Source organism: Mucilaginibacter rubeus (assembly GCF_003286415.2).
Classification (GTDB): Bacteria; Bacteroidota; Bacteroidia; order Sphingobacteriales; family Sphingobacteriaceae; genus Mucilaginibacter; species Mucilaginibacter rubeus_A.
In genome coordinates this window covers 7,499,320-7,519,106 of record NZ_CP043450.1, presented here as the reverse complement: position 1 = coordinate 7,519,106, position 19,787 = coordinate 7,499,320, and the positions used below count along the sequence as shown (strand labels likewise).

Sequence of the window (19,787 nt, the reverse complement as noted above, 5' to 3'; positions counted from 1 at the left end):
ATTTTTTTTGGTTATGGATTTAAGACAATGAAAGCTTTCTCATTTAATGTTATTCGAATCCCCGATGTCAGGGCATAAAATCGCTTTTAAATAAACCTACAGATACAAGCGTTGGGTTAAAGCGGGATGATTCAATTACCAGCCTTACTTTACCGGCAGTAACCGGCTTGAAGTTCAACAAGCGTTTGTAACCTACGGTGGTGCCGGATGTAATCTCTGTCCATTTATCATTCTGAAGGTATTGCAGCGAGAACTTCTCTATCCGCTGGCCCCCGGTAATATCTTCCTGCAATTGCAGCACATTAAAAGATACCGGAACAGCCGAATCAAATTCAATTACAGCGGTAGAATCCTTCCCCTTGGTTGTCCAAAATGACGAACGTTGACTTCTTACAAGCGCATTATTATTGATCCCGTTTGGGCAATGAACCGTAAAGCCTTTCAACAGGTTATTTTTAAAAAGTGATTCGCGTAGTTCAGTCCAATCTTTCAGGGCTTGTACATCGCTATCGCTAATAAGGCCCCTTGTATCGGGAGGAATGTTTAGCAACAATAAACTATTGCGGCCAACCGAGGAAAAATAGATATTCAGAAGTTCCTTACCGGTTTTAACCTTTACGTCTTCTGCCGGGTGATAAAACCATCCTGGTCTGATGGATACATCGGTTTCGGCAGGGTACCAAACCAATCCTTTCGCCCCTTTCAGCCTGTCGCGACTGCCGAGGTCTTCGCCCGCTTTGTAGACCACAGGCTTTACCATTACATCCTTTTGCGACGCGTCGGCTATTTTCTTTTGTTGTTGCTCATCAACCGGCAACACACTCCATTCGGTTAACCTGCCTTTACCAGTTTCGGTACCAACCCAGCGCACATCAGGGCCTTGTATGGCAATTACCGCCTGCGGTTGTAACCTGCGGATCAGTTTATACCAGCTATTGAAATCATAAACCTGTTTTTTCCCATTCGGGCCTTCCCCGTTCGCGCCGTCAAACCAAACCTCATCTACCTTACCATAATTGCTGAGTAACTCCGTCAGCTGGTTTTCAAAATAGGTGTTGTATTTAACCGAGTCACCATAATACGCCGAGTTTCTATCCCATGGCGATAAATAAACCCCGAACCCGATGCCGTACTTTTTACAGGCGTTGGCTACTTCCTTAACAATATCGCCCTTGCCGTTTTTATATGGCGTGTTCTTAATACTATGTTCAGTAAAGCGGCTTGGCCACAGACAGAAACCATCGTGGTGTTTGGCTGTGATGATCACCTGTTTTATACCTGCATCCTTAACGGTTTTAACCCATTGCTCGGCATTGAGTTCAGTCGGGTTAAATTTCGAGATATCTTCTTTTCCATCGCCCCACTCCTTATTGGTAAACGTGTTAATGCCGAAATGAAAGAACGCGGTAAGTTCCAGTTGCTGCCACCGCAATTGCCTTGGAGATGGCGTTACATGAGCAGCTTTATAAATGATATCCGCCTCTTTATCTCCCGGCGATATACTTGTAAAGCTGCCGTTTTGCGCATGGGTAGTACCGGCCAGCAGTAGTAATGGAAAAAATAGCTTGTTAAAAAATGACATATAATAATGATCAAATTGCTTTAAAGTGGTTACCGTGCAGCCGGTATTGACTCACCCCGACTTCGCTTCGCTTGTCACCCCTCTCTGCTTCGCAAAGAGGGGATTTTTAATTTATTTCTTTTTTCTTACCCTCTTTATCCAAAGGATAGAGAGGGTGGTCCAGCGCAGCGCAGACCGGGTGAGTCAACTATTCGCTATTCAAACGCACGGTAAAAACTCTAATTTATTTAATTAATCCACCCGTCGTTTTGTTTTAGGTTGGGGTTTCTTTGGGTTTCAACCAAAGGGATAGGCCAGTTGTAAATGTAATCTCCCTGGAACGAGTAGGTGTATACATTAGCACCCCAAACTTGCTTTACGCCATTGCCGGCATAAAAAACTTTGTCTTTCCATGATTTCCAACGCAATTCATCAAAATAGTTGATACCCTCGTTAGGGAACTCAACCCTGCGCTCGTTCCTGATGCGCTCGCGCAGGTCATCCTGTCCTGCTACTGCGGTGGCAGCGCTTGAATTTAATAAGCCAACCCCTGCCCTTGACCTTACTTCATTTACTTTGGCAACTGCTTCAGAGGTTAAACCTTGCTCATTAAGCGCTTCGGCCCACATTAACAATACATCGGCATACCTGATGATCGGAAAATCTGTTGGCCCGTAAGACCGGTTGATGGTTTCAGAAATACCTTCGTAAACAAATTTCCTGTACAGGTAATAAAAATAGCTTTGCGTATCTGTACGCAGATCACCACCTATAGCAGCCTCAGCACGGTAAGGCCAGCGTGAGGTAACAGTAGCATTTAATGAATTATAGGCACCGTTATAGGTAGAATATGGCGTAATCACATTAGCCGCCAAACGTGGATCGCGGTTGGCATACGCTTTAAGGATCCTTTCTTCGTTACCGGTTGGCAGGTATAAGTTCATTGCCGCACCCCTGGTTGTAGCTGCGGTAATCTCGGCAGCGGTAAGGTTGTTCCTTAAAAAGAAAACCTCACGTTGCGCCGGTGTAAGACTTGAGTATCCAGGCAATACCGTATCCCAGTTAAAATTTGAGCCATCAAGGTTTTGATACAGATCGACAAGATTTGGCGATACAAGGTATTGGTTCCAGCAGGAGCCGAACGATGAACGGGTACCACAAAACCATTGTGTGGTTGAACCATAACCGGTTGTGCCGCCACCCGCAACGGCAACGTTCTGGATAGAAAATATCATTTCGCTGCATTGCTCATTGGCTGCTTTAAACAAGGTTACATAATTGGAGAAAAGCGCATAGCCGGCCGATTTTACCATATTAAAATCAGCCGCGGCCAAATCCCATTTTTTCAGGTACAAATAAGCCTTGCCGCGTAGCGCGTACGCCGCCCCCTTGGTAACGTGACCGTAATTGGCCGCTCCTGCCGCGTAGATCTGCGGTAAATTTGGCTCATTTATGGCATCGGTTAAATCGGTAACCACCTGGTTCCAAACTTCAGTTTCTGTTGAGCGTGGTTTTGTTGCTTCATCTGCCGTAAATGGTTCAAGGTAAATCGGCACGCCTTTCCACAACTGGTTTAACCTCAGGTAAAAATACGCGCGTAAAAATTTACACTCAGCAACGTACCTGCTTTTTTTGGCAGCGTCAGACGGCGATTTCAATGGTATGTTTTTGATAGCATCATTTGCGCGCTGAACCCCTTCATAAAGGTTTTGCCAGGTACTGCTGAAAAGCGAGTTGCCGGTAGTGATGGTTCCCGACAGCATAGATTCCTGGCTTCTGTATTGGCCGGTATAGGCAAACCTGTCAAACATATACAATTCCAGCTCGCTGTCGCCGCCTGTGTTTTCACCAAGCCTTAAGGCCTGGTAAACACCGGTAACACCCAAATCGGTAAAGTTATCGGTTGTCCACATGGTAGATGAAGCCACGGACGAATATGGCGCTGTATCAAGCAGGTTCTTTTTACAACCTGTTACAATAATTACGGTAAGTAATGCTATAAATATCTTTTTCATCATTTTTCTCCTTAAAAAGTAGCGTTTAAACCAACTGAATATTGACGCATGGTTGGATATCCCACACTTGCCCCTATTTCAGGGTCAAGACCAGGGTACTTGGTAATGGTGAGTAAATTTTCGGCCGCTACGTAGATCCTTATCCTGTTCAAGGCCCATTTCTCCGAAATCCGTTTAGGGATGGTGTAGCCTAACTGAACGTTTTTAAGTTTCACATACGATGCGTTATACAGGTAGAAATCGCTGGCTACAGCTGCATTCTGCACATCGGATGTATTTTTTAACCGCGGATAATGCGCGCCTGTATTGTTTGCCGCATCTGCAGGGTTTGCATCGTTGTAGTAGTAGTGATTGTTGGCAACAAGTGTACTAACCGCGTTACCTAATGATACAATAGAGTTGTTGTAGCCGATATCGTTCCAGTAATAGTACATGCCAAAGCTGCCTGCCCATATCATAGAACAATCAAAGCCTTTGTAAGCAACATTGAATTGCAAACCTGCGTTGTATTTAGGTACTGATGATTTTTTGGTAAGCTGGGCATCATAGCTGTTGCCGTAAATACCGTCGTTATTGGTATCGCCATAAATTAAATCGCCGTAATAAATCTTGGTTTTTCCGATACCATTACCAGGCTGAAATTTATAACCTGCATCTATCATGCTTTGCAGCCATGCCATATCCTGCGGGGTGCGGATCATACCATCTTTTGGACCGCCATTTTTGTTTACAGTTCCGTCGGCATTATAGTAGCTGCCGTTTCCTTTATAAACCGGGTACAGGTAGTACTCGTTAATGAGATGTCCCTGTATCACCCTTGTTGTGCCACCGCTGGATACCTGTCCAATATTTGATGAGTATACAGAAGCGCCGCTTGCATCAGTAGCATAGCCTTCCTGTAGAGTACCTTTATATTTTTCAACGCGGTTAAAGTTGTAGGCAAAATTACCCGATACGTTAAAGGTTAAATCGCCGGCTTTGCCATGATATCCAAGAGTAACCTCAATACCACGATTTGAAATTTCGGCAATGTTTTGTGTTGCGGCAGTAGCGGTACCTACTGTTAATGGTACTGTTGGCGTAAATAAAATGCCGCTGGTATATTTGCGATAGGCATCTATCTCAAAATTCATTTTGCCTTTAAACAACGATCCGTCCAAACCGATGTTGGTAGTTGTTGTAGTTTCCCATTTAAGGTTCTGGTTAGCTGTTTTTGACTGAATTAAACCGGTTACAGCGGCGCCGTTAAATGAATAAGCCGTGGTACCATAAGTGGCCATGTAATCGTAATTACCTAAGGAGGCTGATGAGTTTAGCACGTTATTACCGGTTTGGCCCCATGATGCCCTCAGTTTTAAATTACTTACGTAATTGTTGATATTCTGCATAAAAGGCTCTTCCGAAATTCGCCATCCTGCGGCAAAGGCGGGAAAAAAGCCCCAACGGTTTGCCGGCGCAAATTTTGACGAACCATCATACCTGAACACCGCTTCCAATAAATAGCGTTGCTTGTAATCATAATTCAACCTGCCAAAAAACGACCTGAGCGAATAATCATAAGCATCGCCTGTGGCGGCTGTTGGTGTTGTTGCCGAGCTAAGGGTAGTTATTGTAGGGTCGATAAGGCCTAACTTGGTGGCATCAAAATAATAGTAGTTGTAATAGTACTGGTCAAAACCGCCTAATACACCAATGTTATGATCTTTGGCGATGGTGGTATTGTATCGCAAAACAGCATCCCAGGTAAGCAGGTAGTTTTTGTTAAAATCATAGTAAGTGCTCAACTGTGCCGGGGCCGATGCTGCCGACTTTAAAGTATTGGTCGAAAAATCCCAGCGCTCCAGCGGAATGGTGTAGGAGTTATTTTCCTCGAAACGGGTTTGATAGTTAAATTTAGTTTCAAGCACTAAACCTTTGTACAAATTAACATTGGCAAAAATTGTACTGTTAAACCTCGATTCCTGGTCGCGCCCGCCCGTGCTGTTTAAATAAGTAAGGATGTTATTAGCTGTTGATGATTCCTCGGGCGCGGATGGGAAACCATATTTACCATTATAATATGGATATACGCCCGGAGTGGTTTGCCTTAAATAGTTGAAAGCATTGCTGGTACTGGCCAGCCCGTAAGTTTGTAACGATGCGAAGGTTTGGGTACCAACAGTTAAAAACTTGGTAGCCTTTGTTTGCAGGTTAACCCTGAACTGGTATTTGTCAGATCCGGTATTTTGCATCGTACCCGGGTTGCCGTTATATCCGGCCGATAACAAGTATTGTGTGGTTTCGTTGCCGCCGTTCAGGGCAATGTTATGGTCTTGCAGTACATTGTTTTGAAAGATGGTTTTGGCCCAGTTTGTATTTGGGTAGGCAATATAATTAGGAACGCCAATAGCATTTAAACCTTTTGGATCGGCATCGGCTTTTTGCCACTGGGCTATGGTAGCATCGGTATAAACCGGCGTTTGGCCAAGGTTTCTGTAGCCTTCATTTACCAGTTGCATGTGCCTTACATAGTCGGTTACAAACGAAGGCATGCTGGTTGGATTGGTTTTAGATGCTATTCCGCTATAGGTAATGGTAGTTTTGTTTTTACTGCCCTTTTTAGTGGTTACTAAAATTACGCCATTAGCTGCCAGTGATCCATATATAGATGCTGCGGCAGCGTCTTTCAGTATCGAAATACTTTCAATATCATCCGGGTTAACTGCATCCAAAGTACCCTGGATCCCGTCAATTACTACCAGCGCGTTATTGTTGTTTAGCGTACCCAGGCCCCTGATGCGGATAGTTGCCCCATCGGCACCCGGCTTTCCCGAACTTTGCATCACCGACACACCTGAACTTAAACCTGTTAATGCAGACGAAACGTTAGTTACGGGACGATTTTCTAAATCCTTTGCGCTAACGGTAGCTACCGAACCCACAACATTTACCTTCTTTTGTGTTCCGTAACCTACAACTACCACATCGTTAAGATTGGTGCTTTGCTCGGCCAAAACAACATCAACTACCGATGCATCGCCGGCAACTTGCTCCTGCGTTACAAAGCCTATGTAGGAAAATACCAATACAGCCTTATTATCGGATACGTATAAGCTGTACGTTCCTTTGCTATCGGTAACCGCCCCTGTGGCTGTTCCTTTAATTTTAACACTTACTCCTGGCAAGCTAAGGCCTTTGGCATCTTTTACTGTACCGGTAATCTTTTTTGATTGGGAATAAGCATTAGGAATAAAAATAACGAGTACTGCCATTATCGCCAGCATGCTTTTTAGGCGTTGTTTAGCTATACTCAGTTTAAAATAACTGCATAAGTAAATTTTATCCATTTTGGTTCATTTTGATTTGGGAGTTTATTTAATTGTGATTGTTTAAAATGGAGATCAGGTAATAATTGAACCGCTATCACTATGGTATTTAAGCATGCGGTCAATCCAGCCCGATCGTTAAGCAGGTCAATGAATCCTCATCTCTTTCATGATTTGTTTATTTTTGGTTTAAACAAAACTGACTGAAATGACCTGTTTGACAGGGGTAATATTCTAAGGAAATTGGGGGAAAATCCTAAACGGTGCAGGATTTGACGTGAATTGAAAGTAATAGCCTGGCAATTGGGGTAATTAAATTCAGTATGGCCAGATGTTCAGAGACAGGGAGTCTTGGAGCTGAAACACATTAAGTGAAGAAACATCCCAAACCTCTAATCTGTATGGTGGAGGCCTCAGGGTCCTCTCCGAGAGACCCTGAGGGAACGTAAGCGCGCTAAAGATGCAGGACACCTCCCATAAAAATAAAAGAACACGGAGGACATCCGTGTTCTTTTAAATATACTCAGAGCTTATACCCTCGGTTACTTCCAAATAGATTTAAATGCGGTTTGCTTCAGGGCGATGCCTTTAACAGCAATACGATCAAAAGGCTCATTGGGGAAAAAGATAGCAGTCATGGTGGTAAGACCTTTATCGGCAAATAACTCTACCGATGTGCCGTCAATAACCAATGTCAGATCGGATGTTTTTGTTGTGGCAAACCTTGGCGCAACAAAACGGCCTTTAAAATCTTTCTGGAAATCAGCTTTACCGGCCTTTGTTCTGTCGATATAGTATTGATTAGTCTTTTTGTCGTAACCAATCACCAGCTCTTCACCAACACTATTGGACAGTGTTACACTGTAATCGCTAAGCGATGCTATATTGGCTTTTAACATACACTGGGCAGGCAGCTTTCCGCTTGCTGTACTTTGCACGTTTGCAGCAATATTTTTTAACTCAACAACAGGTACTGAAGCCAGCAATAATTCGCCATTCACTTTTCTCAATACCAAATCGCGCGGAATGGTCATAGCGTTACGCCATTTTTCGGTAGGTACCTGGTTGGCATATTCCCAGTTGCTCATCCAGCCTAAAAATATTTTGCGTGAGCCGGTATTGCCCCATGTTATGCCGGCGTACTCATCCGGACCATAATCAAGCCAGCGGGTTTTGGTATCAACAGGAGTAAATTTATTACCATCAAACTGCCCCACAAAATACTGTGTTGCCGAACCGCCATTTGGTCCGCCGGGATTGATATTAACAATGAGCACCCAATGAGTTTTACCATCAACCTTTAAAGGGAACAGATCGGGGCATTCCCAAACGCCACCGTGGGCACCTATTTCCAATCCAAACTCGCTTTCCTGTTTCCAGTTTTTTAAATCAGGGGCGGAGTAAAACGTGATATGATCTTTAGTAGCCAGGGTCATTACCCATTTTTTTTCTTTTGCGTACCACATCACTTTGGGGTCGCGAAAATCTTTTATGCCGGGATTTCTCAGCACCGGGTTGCCTTTGTACTTGGTCCAGGTGTTGCCATTATCTAAACTGTAAGCCAAGCTTTGGTTTTGAAATTTATCTGTTCCTTCCTTCTCTCCTTTTGGATCATGATGCGTGAATATGGCCACCAACGGTATCTTTCCCTTTTTGCTAAAGCCACTTGTATTGTTTGAATCAACCACTGCGCTGCCCGAAAATATATAGCCCAAACTATCGGGATACAGCGCTATCAGCTTTTCCTTCCAATGAATAAGATCCGGACTGGTTGCGTGGCCCCAGTGCATTGGCCCCCAGGTTGAACCTTTAGGATAATATTGAAAAAACAGGTGATAAGTATGGTTATAATAAACCATGCCGTTAGGATCATTTGTCCAGTGTTGTTTTGGCGAAAAATGGATCTGCGGGCGGTATTGTTCCGAATAGTTTTTTTGAGTCGGATCCTGTGCCTTACAAATACAATTTAAGGCTGTAATGAAGGTCAGCATTAATAGGCCACATTTTGTTTTCATAATTTAAGCTTTTATTAGGTTATACATTTGGCAGGATATGCAAAAATTGATGATACGTTTTGATATAAAAGGGGATTCCCGGCCTGATTTATCACAAGCCAGGTCCCCCATTGTTTTGTTACAATCTAATATCCAGGGTTTTGTTTATATAAACCGTTGGTGAACGTAATTTCTGATTGCGGAATTGGAAGGTATTCATCTCTTCCGGCAGTAAATTTAGCCGTTGCTAAAAACGGCCTTCTAACTTTTTCAACGTTAATGTAGTCGTTTAAAGTTTTTTCTGCAATTCCCCATCTAACCAAATCAAAAAAACGGGCTCCTTCGGTGGCAAATTCCAGCCGCCTTTCCCATTGTAATGCCTTACGCGCATAGTCCTGGGTCCAGTTTGCAGGGTTGTAAGGTTTTACATTATAGGATGATGGGAAAGTACCATCAAGTTTTTTAAGCCTTCCGGTACTTGCAGCAGCCCTGTTTCTTATCTGGTTAATTAATGGCAGTGCATTTGCCTGTTGCCCTAATTCGATATAAGCTTCGGCCTGCATTAATAAAACATCATCATACCTGAGGATATCATAATTTTTTGCAGATCCCATGAACGGCCCAAGCTTAAAATAAGATGAGCTTGTAGCCAATTGCTGGTTGCGCATGGTATGGAAGTTCCCATAAACGCCCGGATCACGCACCCAACTGTTACTGAACGGTTTGGTGTTATCGTATTTATAAGGGTGCCCATCAATACCAACGGTATGGTCTAACCTGGTATCTACAGTAACTTTCGACAGATCGGCTACGCCGTTATTAAATGTATCAAAATTAGGCAGGCCATTTGCATCAGTTGTATAGGCATTTACCAAATTCTGACTTGCAGCATGAAATCCGCAGCATCCGTATTGAGGCGCACCATGCGGATAGTTTAACCCGTCTTCGAAATTTAGACGCCCGGCAGTAGTACCATCATTAATGGTAAACTGTATGGCAAATACTGATTCCGGCCCGTTCTCTGTTTCAGGTAAAAAGTTATCAGCAATATCCGGACTTAATGAATATTTGCCAGATGCAATAACCGCTTGTGTAAGCGTAACAACTTCCTGCAACCTTGTTTTATTGATATTAACCACATGGTGATTACCATCCTGCTCATATGCCTGGTACAATTTTAATTTCGCCAGATAAGCCTGAGCATTTAATTTATTTGCCCGTGCCAGTTCAGGCTGCGTGGTTGGTAAATTATCAACTGCGTATTGAAAATCGGCAGCTATTTTATTCCATGAATCGTCATTTGATAAAGTATTCGAAACTTTCAAAATATCGGCAGCGGTGGCGGTTTCATCAAAAATAGGGATGTTTTTGTATAGCAATTTCATCGTGAAATAGCTATGTGCACGTAAAAACCTCAATTCGGCTAAACGGATCTTTTTGTTTGGGTATTCGGCATCCGAAAGTGAATTAACCGCCCTGATTGCCACGTTTGCCCTTGAAATAGATTTGAACAGGTTTTTCCAGGTACGTGAAACAAAAGAATCCATAGAGGGCGTTACCAAGTTGTAATGTTCCAAAGCATCCACTTCGCCAACATCGCCGGTACCACCGCCGCCTTTATAAGCATCATCTGAGCGCACACTGCCATAGGCCCAATCGCTGTATATCGGTCCTATCATATCGCCATTGCCAATAGCTGCATAAGCCGCGGTTACCAAACCTTCAACAGCGTCGGGTGATTTTAAATCTGAAGAAGATAGTACACCTTTTGGAGTATAATCTAACGCTTTTTTACAGGAGCTAAGAATTATCAGGCCCGATAAAATAGTTGTTACTAATATTTTCGATTTCATATTGAATGATTTTTATTGTTAAAAGGATGCATTAACGCCAAAACTGAAAATCCGTGGAATTGGGATGGGATTGAGGTCTATCCGTTCAGGATCAGGGCTGAGATATTTTTTGCTCTTTACCGTAAATATATTTTCGGCCATAGCAAATACCCTTAGCCTGGTAAATACAGCTTTAGGCAAAATGGTATATCCAATTTGAATGTTCCTTAATTTGAAATATGAAGTATTTACAATAAAGTAGTCAGAAGTACGGCCTTCATTGTTATTATCTTTTAGTGTTAATGCTGGCACGTTGGTGTTAGTATGTTGCGGTGTCCAGCCATCAAATACACCAGGGCCTACATTTTCGCGGCTGTGCATCAAATTATTATACAGGGTATATACATCAAATCCTTTACGGCCCGCAACACCTGACCCGAATATTGACAGGTCGAACTTTTTGTAGGTAAGGTCGATCCTTGCGCCGTACTCTAAGGCCGGTAATGTGGTACCTATCCAGGTTTGGTCATTAGCGTCAATTTTTCCGTCATGATTAATATCAACATAACGAATCCTGCCTGGTCCCGCACCAATTTGTGTTGGGGCTGCATCTACTTCGGCCTGCGATTGAAACAGACCAGCCGTTTTATAACCAAATATGTCAAACTGTGAATGCCCTATTATGGTGTTATCTATATTACCCGGGTAAGCCGGCCGTACATTCTCCGGTAAATCGGTGATCTTATCCCTGAAATGAGAAAAGTTCAAAGTTACATTGTAGTTAAAATCGCCCGAGCGTTGCCCGTGATAGGTTATTAAAAACTCCCAGCCTTTATTGGTTTTCGATGCACCATTAACGGTTTTAGATTGTCCTTCGCCCAATGCAGATGCAACCGGTGGCGTGATCAGGATACCAGTGGTCTTCCTTGTGAAATAGTCAAATGAACCGGAGATCTTACCATTTAATATGGCGAAGTCCAACCCGGTATTTAGTTCGTCGGTAGTTTCCCATTTAAGGGCTGGATTTTCTGCCTGTGTTTGAACAAATCCCGATGGTAGCGATCCTGTATTGGCGCCTGATAATGAATATGCAGTACCAATGTTCATATATTGCTCCCAAAAGCCGGGGGTAAGCTGGTTTTGAGTAGTGCCATATCGCGTGTTATAAAGCGCGTAACGCGACAAGTCGCCGATTTCCTGGTTACCTACCCGACCTATACCAGCCCTTAATTTTAATTCTGAGAATAGGGTGCTGTTTTTCAGGAAGCTTTCCTGGTCTATTTTCCAGCCGACTGAAGCAGATGGAAAAATACCATACTGATTATTGGCGCCAAATCTTGACGAACCATCACGACGGACAGTGGCCGACACTAAATATTTGCCCGCATAATTGTAATCAAAGCGGCCAAACTGCGAAAACAAACTATTACCTGTTGATCTGCCGGTAACAATGGTATTTCCAGTGCCCGCATCTAAAGTAAAGTAGTCTTCCGTTTGAATTGCGTAGCCTTGTTTCAGGGTAGTTTGAAAATCAGTAAAGGTTTTAATATACTCTGTACCAACTAATATTTTAAAGTGATGCTTAGCGTTTAAATCATAGCTATACCTTAAAGTATTTGAAAGCGTGGTGCTTAAATAATGGTTTTGATCAAAGAACAGGCTGTTGGTGGTACGGCTAAGCGCCCCTTCTGAAAAAGTTGGTGTAATCACCTTGCTTAGATAGTCGGAATTATCTGCACCATAATTTGATCTGAAGAATAAATTCTTGATGGGTTGTACCTCTAAAAATACGTTGCCAAATGTGTTTAACTTGTTAGTGTTATTCCATTTTGCAAGGTCCTGCATATGCAAGGGATTGTTCCTGTCAGAGTAACCTGCGCCAGATTCGCCGGCATAGGTTACACCGTCTTTTTGATAAACAGGAATGGTTGGGGCCAGCGTAACTGCAAGGAAGGGTGTTGAAGCACCACCCAGATCGTTAGTGGTAAGGGTTTCGTTCGAGTTGGTGATTTTTATGTTAACGCCGAAGGTAACTTTGCTGTCAAAAGCCCTGGTTATGGCGTTAATGCTACCGGTAGTACGGCCGTATTTGGTAAAACGTACAAGACCTGTGTTCTTGATGTTTCCAAAATTTATCTGAACCGAAGAGTTTTTATTACCTACCGAAGCTGTAAAGTCATTATTGTAAACAAACGCCGTTTTATACAATACGCTTTGCCAATCGGTATCGCCGGCCGGAGTATTAGGATCGCCACCTACAAACGGTTTAGGTGTAACGCTGTTCAAAACAGGGTTACTAAAATTATTATTCCAGTCAAAATTATAGATCTCCCCATAACCAGCAGCAGGATCCTGCCCATCGTTAACTGAAGCTTGCCATAAGGCTTTACCCCTGTCAACCGCGTTCAGCATTTTAAACCTCAACGATTTTTCGGACTGGATAGAAGTACTGTTATTAAACTGAAACTGCACCTTACCCTCGGTATTGCCACCGTTTTTTGTGGTAACGATGATAACACCATTAGAAGCACGTGAACCATAAATTGATTCGGACGATGCATCCTTTAGTACCTGCACCGATGCGATATTTGATGGCGATAAGTTTTGAAATACCTCCGGCCTTGTGGTAGGGATACCATCAATAATATACAGTGGGTTATTATTGCCTAAAGTGTTGGCTCCCCTGATCAGGATCCTGCTGGTAGCACCATTCGCCGATCCGTCTTTTTCAATGTATAAACCGGCAACCCTGCCCTGTAATGCCTGCATGGTATTTCCCGAACTGTTGTTTTTTACGGGTGCCAGATCAACAACCGCCACAGCGCCCGTCAAATCCTTCTTTCGTTCAGACGTATAGCCGGTTACAACTACTTCATTAAGCTTGTTTTCCGCATCTTTAAATACAACATCAAGCACTTTAGTATCGGCAGTGATGGTTACAAGTATTGGCTTGGCGCCTACATAAGAGAACCGCACCGACTGGCCGTTTTTTACAGCGATGCTGAACTTTCCGCTGGCATCAGATAGGGTTGATTTTTGGGTTTCAACAACCACTATGGTAACCCCGTCTATAGGTTTTGAGGAGTTATCCAATACGGTCCCGCTAATGATACGGGATTGCGCGTATCCTTCACTTATTAGCAGTATAAGAAAGGAACAAATAAGTAATAATTTTCTCATTGATTTTGATTTAAGTGTAATTGGTTTGGTTAAAACATGTAGTTTATAAAGTCTTGATATTCTTTGATTTTATAATCCGGACAACCTCCTTTCTTTGTCGCAATAAAGCCGCCCATCGCTATTGCATTTTTTAATAAGTTTTCGGGTGATACGCCGTGATAATGGCCTGCAATAAATGCCGCTAAAAACGAGTCGCCGCTGCCTATGGTATCCTTTACCTTTACCTCGCGACCAGCAGCATGATATGCTTTATCATTTTTGTAGTATGATGCACCAAACTCGCCCTTGGTAACTATAATTTCGGGCACATTAAAATGCTCCTGGATAAACCCGATCTGCTCCGATTCTTTCCCGAATGATCCGCGGAAAAAGCTCTGTACCATTTCAAGCTCGGCCTGGTTAAATTTCACGATATCAGCTTTATGCAGCAATTCGCCCAGCAAATCGCGGGTAACAAATGGCGGCCGCAGGTTAATGTCAAATACCTTAATGGCATCGCTCTCCAGCAGTTCCATCAGCGTACGGCGCGAAACATCATTACGTGAGGCCAGGCTGCCAAAAACAAAATAGGTTGAAGGCCGTAAACAATCAATGATGTTTTTGCTGTCGCCGATAAAATCCCAGGCAACCGGAAAAATGATCTCGTACGATACTTCATTACCGTTATTCATTTTGGCTATTACCTGGCTGGTTGGGTGCTCGGTGTCTGTTTGCAGCAGGTGCTTTTTAATTCCCCAGTCGTCAAGCAGGTTTTCAAGCTTTTGGCCGTTGGTGTCTTTACCTATTTTGCTTACCAAACTGGTTTGTACCCCAAGCTTATTAAGGTGATATGCTACGTTAAGCGGAGCTCCGCCCGGCTGCGGGCCATCGGGCAAAACATCCCAAAGTATTTCGCCGTAACAAATGGCAGGTGTGATAATTTCATTTTCCATATTCATCGTAGTGTTAATGCATTACCATATTGGTTCCTATTTGCTCCAGCGAGCGGCCTTTGGTTTCGGGCATGAACTTCCACACAAAAACCAGCTGGCAAACCATCATTATACAGAAGAAAGAAAAAGTGACTGCGCCACCCAGTGATTCGGCCAGGTATGGAAAACAAAAGGCTATGATTGCCGCCATGATCCAATGGGTTGAGCTACCCAGGGTTTGTCCCTTTGCCCTAACCTGGTTAGGAAATATTTCCGAGATAAATACCCAGATAACCGCCCCTTGCGAAAAGGCAAAGAAGGCGATGAAAATCATCATATAAAGAGGTATAGCAAAGCCGCTGAAATGCCCCGAATAAAAAGTAACCGCCACCAAAAACAAAGAAGCAATCAGACCAAATGACCCCACTAACATTAAAATGCGCCGCCCTACCTTATCAATGATATTGATGCCCAGCAGGGTAAAAATGAAGTTGATAAGTCCTATTCCTACTGTTGATAGCAGTGATGAATGCGCGCCCAAGCCGGCCATTTCAAATATCCGCGGTGCATAGTATATGATAGCGTTAATGCCCGATACCTGGTTAAAAAAAGCAAACAGCACCGCGAGGATCACGGGCGTTTTATATTGTCCTGAAAACAGCCTGGCTTTTGCGTCGGAGGCATCAACAAGGCTTGAACTTTTGATGGCCGCAAGTTCCTGTTCGCAATTAAGAGGGTTTATAATGCGCAGTATTTCAAGCGCCTTTGCAGTTTCATTCTTTTTTAAAATAAGCCAGCGCGGGCTTTCGGGAATGAAATATATAAGTACTAAAAACAATGCCGACGGAAATGCCTGAACGCCCAGCATCCAGCGCCATGAGGCCTCGCCGCCCTGGCTGATGAGGTAGTTTGACAGGTAAGAGATCAGAATACCCAGCACCACGTTAAATTGAAATAGCCCTACCAGGCGGCCGCGCCTTCCGGCAGGTGACACTTCCGAAATATAGATGGGAGCTGTTACCGATGATATGCCTACACCTAAACCACCCAACAACCTGAAGGTTAAAAACATATACCAGTTATCGGCCAGTGCCGTACCAACCGATGATAATAAGTAAGCAGCCGCTACAAAGTATAAGGTGTTTTTCCGTCCGAAAAGGTCTGATGGCCTGGCGCCAAACAATGAGCCTATCACAGTTCCTATTAATGCGATAGATATGGTAAGCCCATGTTCAAATACCGAAAGATGCCAGAATTGCTGGATAGATTTTTCGGCACCTGATATCACAGCGGTATCAAACCCGAAAAGAAAGCCACCAAGGGCCACGACCATGGACCAGGCCAGGACGGAATGTTTTCTCATAATAATTATAAAGTGTTAATTGGATTTACAGTCGCAAAGTAGGTTCATTTGCAAAGCGGCAGTTATTGATATCATACCAAATAAGTACAAAAATCAAACAAGAAGCAAATATCTGATAATCAGACAAATAAAATTCACAGTATTCAATTTTGATACAAAGCTTTCAATTATGTTACCGGGTTATTTCAATTTTGATACATGGTTGCAGGATTGTAACAGGCTTCAGAACCCAGCCTTTTTGTTTTGTAGAAACATTTATTTATACATTTGATACATGGTGCCCAAAAAGATTGCACCGGCCAATTAAACCACGTTTAAACATCTTTATACCTTATTAAAAGCTGATGGCTTTGTATCATAAACTGCGCAACACATTTCTGTTACCTGTATTCATGCTGCTTTTATTTACCGGCTGCAAAAAAGCCGATAAAAAATCACAGTATACGATAGGGTTTTCGCAGTGCATAGGCTCTGATCTTTGGCGTCGCAATATGCTCGACGAAATGAAAATGGAGCTTTCATTGCATCCCGACGCTCAGTTTATTTACACCGATGCCGATGGCAATAGCAAAAGGCAGGTTGAACAGGTTAAAAAAATGCTGGATGATGGTATAGACCTGCTCATTATATCGCCTAACGAGGCCCAGCCGCTTACCGGGGTGGTAGAGCAGGCCTATAATAAAGGTATCCCAGTTATTGTTATCGACCGTAAAACATCATCTGAACTGTACACGGCTTACGTAGGGGCCAATAATTATCAGCTTGGCAAAATGGCCGGCGAATATGTTGGTTCGGTGTTGAAAGGCAGAGGCAACGTTATAGAAGTAATGGGATTGCCTGGCTCCTCCCCAGCCATTGAACGCCAGCGGGGCTTTGGCGAGGCGCTTTCAAAATTTAACAATATCCATATCATAGCCCAGGTTTACGGCGACTGGCTTAAGGCCAATGCCCAAAAACAACTGGAAATGATACAACCAGCCTTAAAAAATGCCGATGCCATATTTGCCCATAACGATGTAATGGCACAAGGCACCCGCGAGGTATTAAACAGGCTGGAGCCCCAACACAAAATAAAAGTATTTGGAGTCGACGCTTCGCCGGGAAACAGCGGGGGGCTGCAAATGGTGGCCGCAAAAACTATTGATGCCAGTATGCTTTACCCCACCGGCGGTAAGGAAGCCATAACCACAGCTTTCCGCATTTTAAATAAAGAGTCGTTTACCCGGCAAAACATATTGCAATCGTTGGTTATCGACAGCACCAACGTACAGTTGATGAAATTACAATGGAACAAGATCAACAGTCAGCAAAAAGATATTGAACGGCAGCAGTCACTGCTCCAGGAGCAACGCGAGGTTTATAACAGCCAGGAGCTGGTGCTCAATATTATTGTTATTACGCTGGTGCTGGCCATAGTTTTTGGGGGACTTGCATTTTATTCGCTGATGGAGAACCGCAAGATCAACAAAAGCCTGGAGGCCAAAAACAACGAAATCTTATCGCAGCGTAACCAGTTGATCGAGATGTCGGCACGGGCCGAGGCCGCCACCGAAGCCAAGCTCAATTTTTTTACTAATATCTCACATGAATTCCGCACGCCGCTAACCCTCATCCTGTCGCCGGTTGAAGATATGATGCGCAACGAAAAGCTCAACATTGTAGCCGGGAAAAATTTGAAACTCATCCATAAAAACATATTCAGGCTACTACGGCTGGTTAACCAACTGATAGACTATCGCAAAATTGAATATGATAAACAGCAGATAAATGCATCGCCCAACAATCTGATTGAGTTTGTCCGCGATATATTGGATAGCTTTAATCATAATGCCCAAAAACGCAATATCAATATCAGCCTGTCATCATCTGAAAAAAACATAACCGTTTGGTTTGATGTGAATATGCTCGACAAAGTGTTTTTCAACCTGGTATCAAATGCCTTGAAGTTTACTAAAGATAACGGGCACATCGAACTCAGCATTACAGTTACCGATAACGACAACGTAGAAATAACCGTTAGCGATAATGGCATAGGCATGGAGCCCGAGGAAGCCGAGCATGTTTTTGATCAGTTTTACCAGGCAGATAACGGCAATGCCAAAGGCTCGGGCCTGGGCTTATCTCTTTCAAAAGAAATCATCGGTATTCATCATGGCACCATTGCAGTAAGAAGCAAAAAATGGCAGGGAACTGCGTTTACTATCACTTTACCACTGGGCAACCCATATAAATACACCACCGAAAAAAATACACGGACAGGCAATGCCGATGCTATCGACGAGCGCGCAAAAATCTATATCACCGACCTGGAACAAGCCGAGCCAAACAACAACGCCGATCATTTTGAAACGCCTAAAGAGCAATCAATACTGATCATTGAGGATAATGCAGATCTGTTAAACTACCTTAATGATAAACTGGGTGCCGATTATGAGATTTTTACAGCCGATAATGGTCACCAGGGATTGAGCGAGGCCTTTGAAAAGGTTCCGGACCTGATCATATCTGATGTGGTATTACCCGGCATTTCGGGTAAGGCCATTACCGAGAGTCTTAAAACAGACATGCGCACATCGCACATACCTGTAATATTGTTAACCGCGCAGGCAAGTATGGAGCAGCAGATTGACGGCATCCGCAGCATGGCCGACTATTACATGGTTAAACCTTTCAATTTTGACCAATTACTGGCTACCATCAAAAACCTTATCAAAAACAGGGTAATCCTGAAAGAGCATTTCAGCAGCGAAGTAAGTCATGGTAAAATGCCGGTATCCAAAACCCTCGATAAAAAATTCCTGAACGATTTTGCAGGCATTGTAGAACAGAACCTGGCCAATGAAAATCTCAATGTTGATGATATCTGCAAAACCATAGGCATTTCGAGGGTACAATTATACCGTAAGGTTAAAGCCCTGCTTGGCTGCAGCATTACCGATTATATTTTGAACCGTCGCCTCAAAAAAGCAAAATATTTGCTGGTGCACGAAAGTTATTCTATTTCTGAAATTACCTATATGGTAGGCTTTGCCAGTCCCAATTATTTCTCAACGGTGTTTAAAGCCAAATACAACTGTACCCCGAGCGAGTTTAAACGGAAACAACACTCATAATCAAAAACTCACACGTTAAGCTCTATTTCGGCATCGGAAAAGCAAGCCCGTACTTTACGATATCCATACTTATCGACGATTTGAAACGCTTAATACCCGGATTGTTAAAAAACAACTCGTGTGTAAGCGCCTCATATTCTTTCATGGTAAACACCATGATGATCAGCATAAAATCTACCTCGCCGGTAACGTAATAGCATTGCTGTACCTGCGGCGTTTTCCTGAAACGCTCTTTAGTTTCGTTAATGATGGTCACCTTATCGGTTTCCATCTCTACCTGGACAACTATAGTAATTGGCGAACCCAGGTATTCCGGATCAATTATCGAAATATCTTGCCGGATCACGCCGGTTTCCCTTAAGCGGGTGATACGCCGTTGTACTGCCGGTGCCGAAAGCCCAATGGCCTCGCCGATATCGCGCTGCGATACCGTGTTATTCACCTGCATCATCTCCAATATCTTATGGTCGAGCTTATCTAATGGTTGCATTTCTCAAAAATGAAATAAAATTG

The 19,787-nt window shown here is 43.4% G+C and carries 10 protein-coding genes; 1 reads left to right on the top strand and 9 read right to left on the bottom strand.

The window, feature by feature from the left end; all coding sequences use genetic code 11:
- Nucleotides 1-67: 67 nt before the first annotated feature.
- The 8 genes from DEO27_RS30835 to DEO27_RS30800 all read right to left on the bottom strand — a co-directional run bounded on the left by DEO27_RS30835 (nucleotide 68) and on the right by DEO27_RS30800 (nucleotide 16,161).
- Nucleotides 68-1,582, bottom strand: a complete 1,515-nt coding sequence (locus DEO27_RS30835) for an alpha-L-fucosidase (protein ID WP_112573129.1) — start codon at nucleotides 1,580-1,582, stop codon at nucleotides 68-70.
- Between the two features lie 227 nt (nucleotides 1,583-1,809).
- Entirely contained in the window at nucleotides 1,810-3,579 is a 1,770-nt protein-coding gene (locus DEO27_RS30830) for a RagB/SusD family nutrient uptake outer membrane protein (RefSeq protein ID WP_223818097.1), read from the bottom strand.
- Between the two features lie 8 nt (nucleotides 3,580-3,587).
- A complete protein-coding gene (locus tag DEO27_RS30825; RefSeq protein WP_112573125.1) occupies nucleotides 3,588-6,902 on the bottom strand; it encodes a SusC/RagA family TonB-linked outer membrane protein in 3,315 nt (1,104 codons plus the stop codon).
- Between the two features lie 521 nt (nucleotides 6,903-7,423).
- On the bottom strand, nucleotides 7,424-8,896 hold the full coding sequence (locus DEO27_RS30820) for a glycoside hydrolase family 32 protein (protein ID WP_223818096.1): 1,473 nt from the start codon (nucleotides 8,894-8,896) through the stop codon (nucleotides 7,424-7,426).
- Nucleotides 8,897-9,021: 125 nt separating this feature from the next.
- The gene (locus DEO27_RS30815) at nucleotides 9,022-10,728 is read right to left on the bottom strand and encodes a RagB/SusD family nutrient uptake outer membrane protein (RefSeq protein WP_112573121.1); all 1,707 of its coding nucleotides are present in this window, start codon (nucleotides 10,726-10,728) and stop codon (nucleotides 9,022-9,024) included.
- An 18-nt stretch (nucleotides 10,729-10,746) separates the two neighbouring features.
- A complete protein-coding gene (locus DEO27_RS30810) occupies nucleotides 10,747-13,887 on the bottom strand; it encodes a SusC/RagA family TonB-linked outer membrane protein (protein ID WP_112573119.1) in 3,141 nt (1,046 codons plus the stop codon).
- Nucleotides 13,888-13,916: 29 nt separating this feature from the next.
- Nucleotides 13,917-14,819 carry a carbohydrate kinase family protein gene (locus DEO27_RS30805; RefSeq protein WP_190295285.1) on the bottom strand — a complete coding sequence of 301 codons (903 nt, stop codon included), beginning with the start codon at nucleotides 14,817-14,819 and terminating at the stop codon, nucleotides 13,917-13,919.
- A 13-nt stretch (nucleotides 14,820-14,832) separates the two neighbouring features.
- Nucleotides 14,833-16,161, bottom strand: a complete 1,329-nt coding sequence (locus DEO27_RS30800; protein WP_112573115.1) for a sugar porter family MFS transporter — start codon at nucleotides 16,159-16,161, stop codon at nucleotides 14,833-14,835.
- A gap of 344 nt (nucleotides 16,162-16,505) precedes the next feature.
- On the opposite strand from DEO27_RS30800, the gene DEO27_RS30795 reads away from it, so the two are divergent.
- A complete protein-coding gene (locus DEO27_RS30795; protein ID WP_223818095.1) occupies nucleotides 16,506-19,274 on the top strand; it encodes a substrate-binding domain-containing protein in 2,769 nt (922 codons plus the stop codon).
- A gap of 22 nt (nucleotides 19,275-19,296) precedes the next feature.
- Here the strand turns inward: DEO27_RS30795 and DEO27_RS30790 are convergent, their stop codons facing one another.
- A complete protein-coding gene (locus tag DEO27_RS30790; RefSeq protein ID WP_112573113.1) occupies nucleotides 19,297-19,764 on the bottom strand; it encodes an Lrp/AsnC family transcriptional regulator in 468 nt (155 codons plus the stop codon).
- Nucleotides 19,765-19,787 lie beyond the last annotated feature (23 nt).

Bases quoted from the DNA above. Each gene is read 5' to 3' on its own strand.
- DEO27_RS30815 (WP_112573121.1), bottom strand. From the start codon at position 10,728: ATGAAATCGAAAATATTAGTAACAACTATTTTATCGGGCCTGATAATT.
- DEO27_RS30810 (WP_112573119.1), bottom strand. From the start codon at position 13,887: ATGAGAAAATTATTACTTATTTGTTCCTTTCTTATACTGCTAATAAGT.
- DEO27_RS30790 (WP_112573113.1), bottom strand. From the start codon at position 19,764: ATGCAACCATTAGATAAGCTCGACCATAAGATATTGGAGATGATGCAG.
- DEO27_RS30800 (WP_112573115.1), bottom strand. From the start codon at position 16,161: ATGAGAAAACATTCCGTCCTGGCCTGGTCCATGGTCGTGGCCCTTGGT.
- DEO27_RS30805 (WP_190295285.1), bottom strand. From the start codon at position 14,819: ATGGAAAATGAAATTATCACACCTGCCATTTGTTACGGCGAAATACTT.
- DEO27_RS30835 (WP_112573129.1), bottom strand. From the start codon at position 1,582: ATGTCATTTTTTAACAAGCTATTTTTTCCATTACTACTGCTGGCCGGT.
- DEO27_RS30795 (WP_223818095.1), top strand. From the start codon at position 16,506: ATGGCTTTGTATCATAAACTGCGCAACACATTTCTGTTACCTGTATTC.
- DEO27_RS30825 (WP_112573125.1), bottom strand. From the start codon at position 6,902: ATGGATAAAATTTACTTATGCAGTTATTTTAAACTGAGTATAGCTAAA.
- DEO27_RS30820 (WP_223818096.1), bottom strand. From the start codon at position 8,896: ATGAAAACAAAATGTGGCCTATTAATGCTGACCTTCATTACAGCCTTA.
- DEO27_RS30830 (WP_223818097.1), bottom strand. From the start codon at position 3,579: ATGATGAAAAAGATATTTATAGCATTACTTACCGTAATTATTGTAACA.